Origin of the sequence: Rhizobium nepotum 39/7 (assembly GCF_000949865.1) — a bacterium.
In the GTDB taxonomy this organism is placed as follows: domain Bacteria; phylum Pseudomonadota; class Alphaproteobacteria; order Rhizobiales; family Rhizobiaceae; genus Agrobacterium; species Agrobacterium nepotum.
In genome coordinates, this window is sequence record NZ_JWJH01000009.1 from 1 (window position 1) to 11,913 (window position 11,913).

At 58.9% G+C, this 11,913-nt stretch carries 11 protein-coding genes and 1 pseudogene; 1 reads left to right on the top strand and 11 read right to left on the bottom strand.

Features of this window, described 5'->3' with window-relative positions; all coding sequences use genetic code 11:
- From istB to RS75_RS10860, 5 genes and pseudogenes are all read right to left on the bottom strand, one after another.
- On the bottom strand, positions 1-733 hold a 733-nt coding region (istB, locus tag RS75_RS10840; RefSeq protein WP_045020245.1), incomplete at its 3' end, for an IS21-like element helper ATPase IstB.
- 5 nt (positions 734-738) lie between these two features.
- Positions 739-2,232, bottom strand: a pseudogene (gene istA / locus RS75_RS10845) (IS21 family transposase); the annotation flags it as partial.
- Positions 2,233-2,302: 70 nt separating this feature from the next.
- On the bottom strand, positions 2,303-2,719 hold the full coding sequence (locus tag RS75_RS10850) for a hypothetical protein (protein WP_045020250.1): 417 nt from the start codon (positions 2,717-2,719) through the stop codon (positions 2,303-2,305).
- A gap of 405 nt (positions 2,720-3,124) precedes the next feature.
- Positions 3,125-3,748, bottom strand: coding sequence for a pyridoxamine 5'-phosphate oxidase family protein (locus RS75_RS10855; protein ID WP_045020252.1), 624 nt, complete (start codon positions 3,746-3,748; stop codon positions 3,125-3,127).
- Between the two features lie 120 nt (positions 3,749-3,868).
- On the bottom strand, positions 3,869-4,855 hold the full coding sequence (locus tag RS75_RS10860) for an MBL fold metallo-hydrolase (RefSeq protein WP_045020253.1): 987 nt from the start codon (positions 4,853-4,855) through the stop codon (positions 3,869-3,871).
- Positions 4,856-4,988: 133 nt separating this feature from the next.
- Between RS75_RS10860 and RS75_RS10865 the strand changes: the two genes are divergently transcribed.
- On the top strand, positions 4,989-5,885 hold the full coding sequence (locus tag RS75_RS10865; RefSeq protein ID WP_234704246.1) for a LysR family transcriptional regulator: 897 nt from the start codon (positions 4,989-4,991) through the stop codon (positions 5,883-5,885).
- Positions 5,886-6,246: 361 nt separating this feature from the next.
- On the opposite strand, the gene RS75_RS10870 is transcribed toward RS75_RS10865, so the two are convergent.
- From RS75_RS10870 to RS75_RS10895, 6 genes are all read right to left on the bottom strand, one after another.
- Positions 6,247-7,701 carry an NAD-dependent succinate-semialdehyde dehydrogenase gene (locus tag RS75_RS10870; protein ID WP_045020255.1) on the bottom strand — a complete coding sequence of 485 codons (1,455 nt, stop codon included), beginning with the start codon at positions 7,699-7,701 and terminating at the stop codon, positions 6,247-6,249.
- Positions 7,702-7,711: 10 nt separating this feature from the next.
- Positions 7,712-8,794 carry an ABC transporter ATP-binding protein gene (locus tag RS75_RS10875; RefSeq protein ID WP_045020257.1) on the bottom strand — a complete coding sequence of 361 codons (1,083 nt, stop codon included), beginning with the start codon at positions 8,792-8,794 and terminating at the stop codon, positions 7,712-7,714.
- Positions 8,791-9,591, bottom strand: coding sequence for an ABC transporter permease (locus tag RS75_RS10880; RefSeq protein ID WP_013761889.1), 801 nt, complete (start codon positions 9,589-9,591; stop codon positions 8,791-8,793). The genes RS75_RS10875 and RS75_RS10880 overlap by 4 nt, the downstream gene beginning before the upstream one ends.
- Position 9,592: 1 nt before the next feature.
- Positions 9,593-10,420 carry an ABC transporter permease gene (locus tag RS75_RS10885; protein WP_407691534.1) on the bottom strand — a complete coding sequence of 276 codons (828 nt, stop codon included), beginning with the start codon at positions 10,418-10,420 and terminating at the stop codon, positions 9,593-9,595.
- 109 nt (positions 10,421-10,529) lie between these two features.
- Entirely contained in the window at positions 10,530-11,540 is a 1,011-nt protein-coding gene (locus RS75_RS10890) for an ABC transporter substrate-binding protein (RefSeq protein WP_045020263.1), read from the bottom strand.
- Positions 11,541-11,595: 55 nt separating this feature from the next.
- Positions 11,596-11,910 (bottom strand): NIPSNAP family protein, encoded by a 315-nt coding sequence (locus RS75_RS10895; RefSeq protein WP_045020265.1) that lies wholly within the window; start codon positions 11,908-11,910, stop codon positions 11,596-11,598.
- Positions 11,911-11,913 lie beyond the last annotated feature (3 nt).

Here is an 11,913-nt window from a genome sequence, read left to right on the forward strand (position 1 = left end):
AGCTTTGAGAGCGGTTCTTGAAGCGCCAGGATGCATTTCCGGTTTCGACGATCTCGCAGTGATGTGTCAGGCGGTCGAGGAGTGCCGTCGTCATCTTGGCGTCACCAAACACCGACGGCCATTCGCCGAAGGCAAGGTTCGTCGTGACGATGATCGATGTGCGTTCGTAGAGCTTGCTGATCAGATGGAAGAGGAGCTGGCCCCCGGCCTGAGCGAACGGCAGATAGCCGAGTTCATCAAGAATGATGAAGTCGAGGCGCGTGAGGTAATCGGCCATCCGGCCCTGCTTGCCGTTCCGGCTTTCCGTTTCCAGTCGGTTGACCAGATCGACGACGTTAAAGAAGCGTCCGCGCGTTCCGTTGCGGATAAGCGCACGCGCAATTGCAATGGCCAGATGGCTTTTGCCCGTTCCTGTGCCGCCGACGAGGACGATATTGCGCTGATCGGCGACGAAGGTGCCGGTGGCCAAATCCCGAACCAGAGATTCATTGATGGGCGTATCGGCAAAATCGAAGTCATCGATGTCCTTGGCCAGCGGCAACTTGGCGATGGTGAGCTGGTAGCGAATGGACCGGGCCTGCTTCTCGGCGATCTCCGACTGCAGGAGGTCCCCAACGATCTGGGGCGGTTCGTGCTGACGCTTGATACCGTTGCCCATGACCTCGTCGTAGGCGCTGCGCATTCCATAGAGCTTCAGCGTGCTCATCAGTTCGAGAACCTGCGTGCGTTCCATCAACTTGCCCTCCTGAGCCTGTCGTAACGGGCGCAGTCGGCGACCGGCTCATGGGTCAGCCGCAGCGCATCCGGGATTTGCAGGGTTGCGGCTGGAGCCGGATCGCGGCTTCGCGCCAGAATGTTGATGATCACCGACGCGGAGCAGACGCCGTGATCGAGAGCCTCCTGACAGGCCGTCTCGACAGCCGTCAGCCCGTCAACGGGCACGCATGCAAGGATGGTGACCATTTGCCGATCACCATCATCGGCGTTCTTTAGCCGCTTGCGGACCTTCTCCATCGCGGCTGGCAGAGCCCAGTCTCTAAATGGCGCGCCGTTACGCAAAGCACCGGGTTTGCGAGCCAGAACAGGGACATAATGCCAGGGATTATAGGTGGTCTCGCCCCGTCCAAAGCAACGCTCGTGCTCACCGACACTGATCCCATCCTGCTTTATGACGATCCGGTCGGCATAGGCATGAACCTCGACGGGGCGGCCAACGGCAGTCGATAGAACCGAGTATTTGTTGTTATCGAAACGGACGGTGCATGTCTTCGACACCGAGGCCGGAACGCTGTGGAAACCATCGAATGGGCCGACGTAGCGCACGAGGCTTCTGCGTTCGGCTTCGAACATCTGCCAGATGGTCCGTCCCGTCTGTTCGGGATGGCTATGGGCCTTGGCATAGGCAACGCATTTATCGACCAGCCAGGCATTCAGTTCCTCCAGACTCTTGACCCTGAGGCGTGGCGTAAAGAAGCGCTCGCGCACCAGCCCGACCTGGTTCTCGACCTGCCCCTTCTCCCAGCCTGATGCTGGCGTGCAAGCAACCGGCTGGACGAGATAATGGCTGCACATCTGCAGGAAACGGCGATTGTAGAGCCGCTCCTTGCCGACAAACACGGCCTCGACCGCCGTCTTCATGTTGTCGTAGATGCCGCGTGTGCAGGTGCCGCGGAAGAAGGCGAAAGCCTTGTCATGCGCGTCAAAAACCATCTCCTGGCTCTCACGCATATAGGCTCTCGCAAACATCATACGGCTGTGGCAGAGGCGGACATGAGCGACCTTCACGGTCGTCGTCACCCCGTTGATCAGGACGATCTCGTGGCTCCAGTCGAACTGATAAGCCTCGCCGGGTGCATAGTAGAGCGGAACGTAAGCCTCGGATGTGACCGTTCCACGTGCCTTGGCCCAGGACCTGGCGTAACGACGGACAGTATCGTAGCTACCATCATAGCCAAGCGCCCGGACCTCCTCGTAAATCCGGATCAGCGTCAGCCGTTCGCGAGACGCCTTGCCTTCGTTCGCAATCAGGAACCGCTCGACATCGCCTCTCCAGGCTCCGATCCGGGGCAACGGCTGATGCTCGCGCTTGTAGGTAAACTCGGTGACATCGGAGCGCACAATTTTGCGGACCGTGTTCCGCGAAACATTCAGCTCTCTGGCGATCTTCTTTACCGACCAACCCTGAACATGGAAGGCTCGCCGGACACGCGCAATCGTATCCACTCTCTTCAACTCCCCACTCCATCCGCTCAAAAGCCGGATGGTCTGATGAAATCAGCGAGGGGTCAAAATTGGATAAGTATCACCCCGCCAGTGGGGTCAACATTCCATGCTTAAACACAGCTAACGGGAGCAATTGATATGCGTCCAGGCGTATGCCGGCACGGAAAGGTGCCTGAAAGAGCTTGCGATCCGCCGCAGATGAGGTTCTCCACTCCGTTGCTCGGAGAAACGCGCCGAGGCGCTCAGGACTCTCAAACTTGGTTTGGAACAGCGCGGACCAGTCGTTGGGATCGATTACCTGTTGATCAACCTCGGACGACAGTGTGACCCGAAGCGCTTCGCCTTGTGCATCGTCTTCAACGGATATGAGGTCCACAAAACGTATCGACCCAATCTTTCCGCTCTGCTCGACCACCCAGTTTTTGGAACGAATGCGGACAAAAGTGCCGGGCAATATGTCTTTGTGAGAGTCCAGAATGGTCGTTGTGTTGCTCAAGTCTAGCTCCAGATACTTTTCCGTTGTCGGAACCGACTGTTCTCAGCCGATTCAGGCACCACGGTTTTTAACGGAACTTTTCACAAATGGCTTACGATAACTTAAACGTGCCGCGACTTCGTTTCGCAACTCCAGGAGAGTTCAATGGCTACTTTCGATTGTCATTTTTCGATTCCACTGCAAACGGCGTGATCAGGAGTAAAGGGGAGAAGACGTTGGGAAAGAATGGAACGCCGTTTGCGGAAGGAAGTGAAGCTATATCTCGAAGCCCTTGCGACCACTAGAAGATTGTGGAGTAACAACGGTCTGCCGATCTCGGTTAAGGTGACGGTTCAGAAGAATCGGCGGTGAAGGCGACTGCGCTTCCGAACGTAAAAGGCGGAAGGGGTGATCGTTGAGCTTCGGTCATCTTTCAGGGTTCTCCAACCGTGCGCGCAATGTCGCGTTTTCGGTTTCCAATCTTTGCAATTGTTCACGAAGAGGAGCGACAGCCTGTTCAACCTGCTGTTCGGTGTAGCGCGGGATGATGTGCTGTGGGCAATTCCAATCGAACGCCTCAAGCCGAAGCCTGAAGATCCGTTCCGCCCTTCCTTTGTAGGTCGGGTCGGACACCAGTTCCGTGAGTTCCTGGTCCGCATCAAGCGCCAGTCGCTCCACATAAGCGTAAATTTTGAGCCGTGCCCGTCGCACATAATCCATCAAGAAAAGGCAGGCCCGATCGTTAGCGGCAAAATTGCCGGCGCTGATGTACTGGCGATTGCCCCGGTAGTCGGCAAAGGCCAGTGTTCGGTGATCAACGACCTTAAGGAAGCCCGTTTTTCCTCCACGGTGTTGAACGTATGGCCAACCCGTTTCGGAAACCGATGCGATATAGAAGCTGTCGCGTGAGGCGATGAAGGCGATCTCGCCTTCGGTGAGGATATCTGAAGGGCGGTTGTCAGCCCCCAGCCATAGCTGCTCCACCCCCATGTTCGCCTGAGCGGCTCTGACGCTCGGCGTCACGGCAACCTCAAGGAAATGATATGGCATCAATAATCCCCTTGTTCGGGCAAGCTCGCATCGTTGTCTTACGGTGCGAGCCGGATCTATCTTTGTCCAGCCCGATTTAGTGCTTGGCAAATTTATCCTTCAGATCGCTGAGCGTGGACATCAGTCCTGCATGGCCCAATCCGCGACCTGCCAACGCATCTCCCCACGATCGGCAACGATACGGCCAAGGCCGGGAAAAGGCATATGCGTGGCAGCGATGAGCGCGCCCTCCGACGCGGCAAGCGGAAAGAAGCGATCGCGCATGGCTTTCGCAGCGGCACGATCCTGCTCAAACAGGAAGAACACATTGGTCGCAGCAGGATGCACGACCGGAAAAATCATATCCGAAACCATGATCAGGCTCTTCCCGCCATCCTCGATCCGCACGCCGATATGGCCGGGCGTATGGCCGGTCAGGTCGACGATTGAAACGCCCCGCATGATCTCGCGCTCTCCATCGATCGCCTGGAGCCTCGGGTATAACCGCACGACTTCCTCGGCCATTCTGAAGCTGGTCTGCAGATATTCAGGGGCGCCGTTGCGCTTGGCTGGATCGGTCCAGTGGGTGACGTCGCGACGATCGATATAGAGATCGGCCTCGGGATAGTTGTTCTTGCCTCCCAGAACAAGTCCGCCCATGTGGTCCTGGTGCATATGCGTTACAATGACCGCGTCGATCTTGTCGGGCTGCAGACCGAGCAGGGCGAGTGCCTGTGGTAAGTGCCCGGTCTGCCCGATCGAACCTGCCGCACCGGCATCGATCAGGATGCGGCGCTCGCCATCGTCGACGAGATACTGGTTAAAGAGGAACCGAACCCCGCTCGGCCGCGCGGTCAACTGTGCGCTTGCAGCCCTCTCAACCTCGGGTGCCGAGCGTCCCGGAAAGTAGTCATACGGCATGTCTGCATACCCATCCGTCAGCGCCGTAACGGTGAACCGGCCAATGCGGATCTGTGCCAACGGGTTCACTACAACAGGCGTCCTGTCAGCGTTCTGCGTCGCCGCACGGGCGAGAGAGCCGCCGAGCAGGCCTCCACCGAGGAGGCTTCCCCCGACGAGGCCGAGAGGCAAAGCGCTGGCAAAGGCGCGACGTGAAATTTGAGGCATGACATCTTCCTCTGGATCATTAGCACGATGGGGCTTTGGCAAGCCCCTTGACGACGCGAAGGCTATGACATCCACAAACAACAGGGTATCTTGGCATTGTGGAAACATTCCTCTCATTTTATGGAAGGCTTCGATGGATCGTTTTGACGCGATGACGGTGCTATTGGCGGTAGTCGACGCTGGCAGCCTATCTGCCGGGGCACGGCGGTTGAGTGCGCCGCTAGCCACGGTCAGCCGCAAAGTGGCGGATCTGGAAAAGCATCTTGGCGTTCGCCTGGTCGTGCGCACCCGTCGCGGTCTGGCCTTGACCGAGGAGGGGCGCGCCTTCGTTGCCGCGTCACGTCGAATCCTCGATGAGCTGGACGCGGCCGAACGGCAGGCCAGCGGCGACTATGGAGCGCTGCGTGGCGGGCTGCACGTTACCGCGCCGATTGCCTTCGGCGAGCGCCATCTCCTGCCTATTGCGCTCGAATTCCTCAGGGAGCAACCCGATATCAACCTGCGGCTGACCCTGACTGATCAGCAGCTAAGTCTGGCGGATGAGCACGTCGATGTTGCCCTACGGATCGGGCACCTCCCGGACAGCGCGATTATCGCAACAAAGGTTGGCGCCGTACGCCGGGTGATCTGCGCAAGCCCCGACTATCTCGCCCGCCGAGGAGTGCCACGTCAGCCGGAAGATCTCGGCCCGCATGATGGCATAAGCTTCCAGGGGTTCGCGACCGCCCCGGAATCGCGATATCGCCGGGACGGCGTGGCCTTCGCTGTCGAGCCGCGCCTCAAACTCGCGGTCAACACCACAGAGGCTGCCATACAGGCCGCATTAGCTGGCATCGGCATTATTCGCGTGCTTTCTTACCAGATCGACGAACATTTGCACTCTGGCGCTCTGCAGGAATTGTTGGCGGAGTTCGCACCGGAACCGCTGCCAGTAAATGTTCTTCACGGACCAGCAGATCCGCTGCCACTGAAGGTCCGGCGCTTCCTTGACTGGATCGGCCCTCGCCTGCGCGCTCGAATGGCAACCTAGCGTTCCGCCTGTCAGACGCATCTTGATGGCGGTCAGGCTGAGTGGTAGTCGATCGTCCTGCATTGACGACCTTTCGCCCTTGCCGACTGGAACGGACATCTGTCACCGGCTAGTTGATTTCCGCTTTGGCGCACAGGCGATGAGACGCGGCGGCCAGGCCGATATCCGCATGCAGGCGGGCCGAGGATTTGCCTCTATGATCGGTATGACAGCGCGTTGCCGCCGGAACTGCCGAGCGCAGATGAAGGACACCTTGCCATGGGCAGCCACACGAAACCTGCTAGATCGCTGCAGGCGTTCTCAAGGTTCATCGCCACGTGCTCGTGGGCTGCTGGCGTAACGGGCATCTCCAGACCCGCTCTCAACCGACCCCGCCAATGCAGACATATTTGAGTTCGGTATATTCCTCGATACCGTGACGTGACCCCTCCCGGCCAAGACCCGACATCTTGACGCCGCCGAACGGCGCTTCAGCAGTGGAAATCGCCCCCGTATTGACGCCAACCATGCCGTACTCAAGCGCTTCGGCAACCCGGAATACACGAGAGAGATTACCCGCATAAAAATAGGATGCCAGACCAAAATCGGTATTGTTGGCCTGCGCGATCACATCCGCCTCATTCTCAAAGCGGAAAAGCGGAGCGAGCGGCCCAAAGGTCTCCTCACGCGCCACCTGCATGGTGGCATCGACGTTGCGCAGGATCGTCGGCTCGAAGAAATTCCCACCGAGTGTATGTCTCTTGCCGCCCGCAGCGATTTCGGCGCCTTTAGAAAGCGCATCGGCAATGTGCGCCTCTATTTTCGCAACGGCGTTTCCGTCGATGAGGGGCCCGAGAACACTTTCCTCCTCAAGCCCGTTGCCAACCTTCAATTGTGAGACGGCAAGCGTGAATTTTTCAGAAAAGGTATCATAGACGCCGCTCTGCACATAAAGACGGTTGGCGCAGACGCAGGTCTGGCCATTATTGCGGAACTTGGCGAGGAGCGCGCCTTCCACGGCCGCATCGAGATCGGCATCGTCAAAGACGATAAACGGCGCGTTGCCGCCGAGTTCCAGCCCCAGTTTCTTGATAGTTGGCGCGCATTGCCGGTAAAGATGTTCTCCCGTGCGCGTCGAGCCGGTGAAAGTCAGAAGGCGAATATCAGGACTTGCCGTCAGCGCGCCGCCGATTTCCACGGCGGGGCCAGTGAGGATGCTGAAAAGCTCAAGCGGCAGGCCGGCGCGCTCGGCAAGGATGGCAAGCGCGATCGCCGAAAACGGCGTTTGCGGCGCGGGTTTCAACACCACCGCGCAGCCGGCGGCCAGTGCCGGGGCGACCTTGCGGGTGATCATGGCATTGGGGAAGTTCCAAGGCGTGATGGCCGCGACGACACCGACCGGCTGGCGAAGAACGAGTATACGTTTGTCTGCCTGGTGGCCCGGTAACGTCTCGCCATTGATGCGGCGCGCCTCTTCGGCAAACCATTCGATGAAGCTTGCTCCATAAGCGATCTCGCCTTTGGCCTCGGCAAGCGGTTTTCCCTGCTCCAGCGTCAGGATCATGCCGAGATCGTCACGGTTTTCCATGACAAGCCGGAACCAGTATTTCAGGATGTTCGCGCGCTCAACGGCGACGCGGTTTGCCCAGGCCTTCTGCGCAATCACGGCTGCGGCAATAGCTTCCTGTGCTTCCGCGGCACCAAGTTCGGGAACCCGTCCGACGATCTCCCCCGTAGCCGGATTGCGGATCGTCGCCATTTCGCGGCCATCGCAATCGACCCAACGGCCGGCCACTGGCACTTTCTCACCAAAGAGCGTGGGATCATTCAGATGCATATTCCACCCCTCAACAGAAAACCTGCGCTGACGCGGGATCGAAGGCCAGATGCACGAGATCACCACGGCTGAGGCCCGAAATCGCGTCATGGCCAAATGGCAGACGCACGGCAAAGGGCTCTCCCGAACCTGTATGGGCCACGACATGGACGTTGTTGCCGAGGAAGGTGATGTCGCTGACGGTGGCCTGAAAACCGACAGAGGAGCCGGGCTTGTTGCGGCTAAGCTGCAAACGCTCCGGACGCAGCATCAGCGCCGCCTTTTTTCCCGGTGCAGCTTCACCATGAACTGGAATATGGTCGAAGACGATATTCTGCCCGAGCGAAACCGTCGCCTTGCCACCCGAGGAGGCGAGGAGATCGCACGCGATGAAGTCGCTGTCACCAATGAATTCGGCCACGAAGCGGGTGGTAGGGTGAGCGTAAAGCTCTGGTCCCGTACCGATCTGGTCAATCACGCCTTTTGAAAACACCGCGATCCGGTCGGAGAGACGCAAGGCCTCTTCCTGATCGTGGGTGACGTAGAGGATCGTCACTTCCGTCTGCTGGTGGATGCGACGGATTTCGAACTGGATTTCTTCCCTGAGTTTCTTGTCGAGCGCCGAGAGCGGCTCGTCCATCAGAAGAACCGGCGGATCATAGGCGAGCGCCCTCGCAAGCGCCACGCGCTGCTGCTGACCGCCCGACATCTGCGTTGGCTTTCTGTCCTCGAAACCTTCGAGACGAACGAGCCTCAGCATCTCCTTCACCTTCGCATCGATTTCCGCCTTGCTTCTGCGGCGCACTTTCAGCGGAAAGGCGATATTCTCGCCAACAGACAGATGCGGAAACAGGGTGTAACGCTGAAAAACCATGCCGATATTGCGCTGGTGCGACGGCGTGGAGAGCAGGCTTTCGCCGTTCAGCAGGATGTCGCCCGCCGTCGGCTGTTCGAAACCGGCCAGAATGTAGAGCGTCGTGCTCTTGCCAGACCCGGATGGCCCGAGAAATGTCATGAACTCGCCCGGCTGCACCTCGATATTGACGTCCTGAACGGCGACCACCGGTCCGTATTGCTTGCGGATACCGCGAATTTGCAGGAGCGGTTTGGTCATGTTTTCAGTCCTTTTCGCACAGCCGCGACAAGCAGCATGAGAATGATGGTCACCGCGATGAGAAGCGTCGATGCGGCGGCGATCACCGGCGTCAGATCCTGCCGCAACGTCGCCCAGATTTTCACCGGCAGCGTCTGCAACGTCGGGCTTGCCATGAAGATCGCCAGCACCACCTCATCCCAGGAGGTGAGGAAAGAAAAAATCGCGGCTGAGAACAGGCCGTGGCTGATGGCCGGCAACGTGATGCGGATTTTGGCCTGCAGCGGGCTCGCGCCGCATAGCACTGCCGCATCTTCAATGGATTTGTCGAAACCCTCAAGCGCGCTGGTCAACGCCAGAATGGAGAACGGCAGTGCCACGACAAGATGGGCGATGACGAAGCCGGTGGTGGTGCCCGCAAGGCCGAGCTTCAGGAAAAAAGCATAAAGCGCCACCGCAAGCACCACGACGGGCAGGATCATCGGCGTCATGAACAACGCCCGCAGGCCCTCGCGCCCGATGAAACGCCCACGCACCAGACCAAATGACGCCACGAGGCCGATCAGCACCGACAGAACTGTCACCATCACGGCGATGCGCAGGCTTGTCCAGGCGGCATCCAGCCACCTCGGATCAGCGAAGAAATCCGCATACCATTTCAGCGTCCAGCCGGGTGGCGGAAAGATCAGCCATTGCGACGAGCCGAAGGACAAAGCAGCGATGAAGACAATCGGCAGGATTAGGAATGCCGCCGTCAGCACGGTGATGAAAAGGAGCAACCACTTCCATGCGCCAAGACTGTTGTAGTTCAAAAGCATATCAGCGCCCCCCTGCCCCGGCCGCGCCGAAGAATTTCAGCTGGACTGCGTAAAGCGTCAGCGTCACCACCAGAAGCACCAGTGCCGCTGCCCCGCCCATGCCCCAGTTGACGAGCGACTGCACGAATTGCGCGATAAGCTCGGCCAGCATCATGTTCGCCGTGCCGCCGAGCAGTGCCGGCGTGACGAAATAGCCAAGCGACATGACGAACACCATCAGCGCGCCGGAGATCATACCCGGAGCGGCAAGCGGAATGAGAACACGGGTCAGCGCCTGAAAGCGGGTTGCCCCGCACAGCGCCGCCGCCTGGAGAACGGCGGGATCGATCTTGCGGATGACGCCATAGAGCGGAATGATGATGAATGGCAGCATGATATAGGTCATGCCGATCGTGACGCCGGTCAGGTTGTTGACCAGTGCAAGCGGCTTGTCGATGATGCCAAGGCCCATCAGCGTCTTGTTGACGACACCCGTCCGCTGCAACAGCACCATCCACGCATAGGTGCGTGCCAGAAGGTTGGTCCACATGGACAGGAGCAATATTGCAAAGACGATGGAGGCAAGCCGCGACGGCATGATGGCAAGCGCCCACGCGACAGGAAAACCGATGACCAGCGTTACGAGCGTGACCAGCGCCGACACCGCGAAGGTATTGAAGAAAATCTTCAGGTAGGTGGAGCTGCCCAGCAATGCGGCGTAATTTCCGAAGCCCGGCACCGGCTCGGTAACGCTGCGCGACAGCAGGATGATAACCGGCACGACGAAGAACAGGGCAAGCAGAACGAATGCCGGCAGGGTGGCGGCAAAATTGCCGGGCCGGAAGGGCATCCGCACCTTCCTCTTCGGGCTTTCTGTTTCATCGGTAAGCGAGACCATGCCCAAACCTCCCCGGAGGTGAAAAATTGCGCGGGCGCTTTTGGCTGCCCGCGCGGTTGCCTTACCTGGCCTGCCAGGCGTACCAGCGCTCACCGATCTCGTCGCGATGTTGCGCCCAGTAGCTCATGTCTGCATTGACCTGGCTTGCCGTCTGCTGGTCAGGCAGGGCCTTGGACGTTTCCGGATCCATCAACTTTGCGGATTCGACGTTGACCGGGGCATAACCGGTGGCAGACGCCATATCCGCCTGCGCCTGAGCGGAGGTCGCAAGAGCGATGAACTTCATCGCCGCGTCCCTGTTCTTCGTTCCCTTGGGAACGACGAGGGAATCCGCTGCCGTGATGTTCTGCTCCCAGGAGGTCTCCACCTTCACGCCGCTTTTCTCAAGCGCCGTCATGCGGCCGTTCCACACGCTGCCGAAGGGTGCTTCCGCAGAAGCGATCAACTGCTGCGATTGCGCGCCGCCAGACCACCAGATGATATCGGATTTGATCGTGTCCAGCTTCTTGAAGGCGCGGTCGAGATCGAGGGGGTACAGCTTGTCGGCGGCAACACCATCGGCCAGCAGGGCTGCTTCGATCACACCCGGTGCGGACCATTTGTAGAAGGTGCGCTTGCCGGGAAACTTTGCCGTATCGAAAAGGTCGGCCCAGCTCTTCGGGCAAGCGGCCACGGCATCGACATTGCAGCCGATGACAAAGGAATAATAAAAGCTGCCGACGGAATAGTCCGTGACGAAACGGGGGTCGAGCTTCGTTTTGTCTATGACGGCGAAATCAAGCTTCTCCAGCAGGCCCTTCGGTCCGGCCTGCGCGGCGTAGTCACCCTCGACGTCGACCACATCCCATGTCACGCCGTTCGCTTCGACCATGGCTTTGAGCTTGCCATAGTCCGTCGGGCCGTCCTGAAGCACGTTGATGCCGGTCGCCACCATGAATTTTTCGGCCCAGGCCGCCTTCTGCGCGTCCTGCGTGGTTCCTCCCCAGCTGGAAAAAACCAGATCATTCGCCTGCGCGGATGCGCCTAGGGCAAAAATTGCAGCGCATGTCATCAATACCAGTTTCGATCTCATGTTCCCTTACTCCGTTTTAGAGCTTGTTGTTGGCATGCACTTCGCGCCGGTACATTCACTTCAGCGGTGAAAAACGCGCCGGCTTCATGATCTTGTTTTCGGCGACTTCGATGAGGTCGCGGATTTTCGGCAGGAAGGATAACCAGCGCGGATCGGCCATCAGCTTGGCGCGCCGCTCCTCGCGGTCATCCAGACTGGAAAAGGCCCAGATATGGACGATTTCGTTGATCGGGCCGATCTCAGAAAAGAAGTAACCCACCAGCTCGCCGAGATGGCTTTTCTGGATTTCGATGCCTTCCTCCTCGACCACCCCAAGGTAGGCGGGAATAGCCCCGTTCTTCAGTCGGTAGGTGCGGATTTCGTAAAACATCGG

Bases quoted from the DNA above. Each gene is read 5' to 3' on its own strand.
- RS75_RS10855 (WP_045020252.1), bottom strand. From the start codon at position 3,748: ATGCCATATCATTTCCTTGAGGTTGCCGTGACGCCGAGCGTCAGAGCC.
- RS75_RS10860 (WP_045020253.1), bottom strand. From the start codon at position 4,855: ATGCCTCAAATTTCACGTCGCGCCTTTGCCAGCGCTTTGCCTCTCGGC.
- RS75_RS10865 (WP_234704246.1), top strand. From the start codon at position 4,989: ATGGATCGTTTTGACGCGATGACGGTGCTATTGGCGGTAGTCGACGCT.
- RS75_RS10870 (WP_045020255.1), bottom strand. From the start codon at position 7,701: ATGCATCTGAATGATCCCACGCTCTTTGGTGAGAAAGTGCCAGTGGCC.
- RS75_RS10875 (WP_045020257.1), bottom strand. From the start codon at position 8,794: ATGACCAAACCGCTCCTGCAAATTCGCGGTATCCGCAAGCAATACGGA.
- RS75_RS10880 (WP_013761889.1), bottom strand. From the start codon at position 9,591: ATGCTTTTGAACTACAACAGTCTTGGCGCATGGAAGTGGTTGCTCCTT.
- RS75_RS10885 (WP_407691534.1), bottom strand. From the start codon at position 10,420: ATGCCCTTCCGGCCCGGCAATTTTGCCGCCACCCTGCCGGCATTCGTT.
- RS75_RS10890 (WP_045020263.1), bottom strand. From the start codon at position 11,540: ATGAGATCGAAACTGGTATTGATGACATGCGCTGCAATTTTTGCCCTA.
- RS75_RS10895 (WP_045020265.1), bottom strand. From the start codon at position 11,910: ATGTTTTACGAAATCCGCACCTACCGACTGAAGAACGGGGCTATTCCC.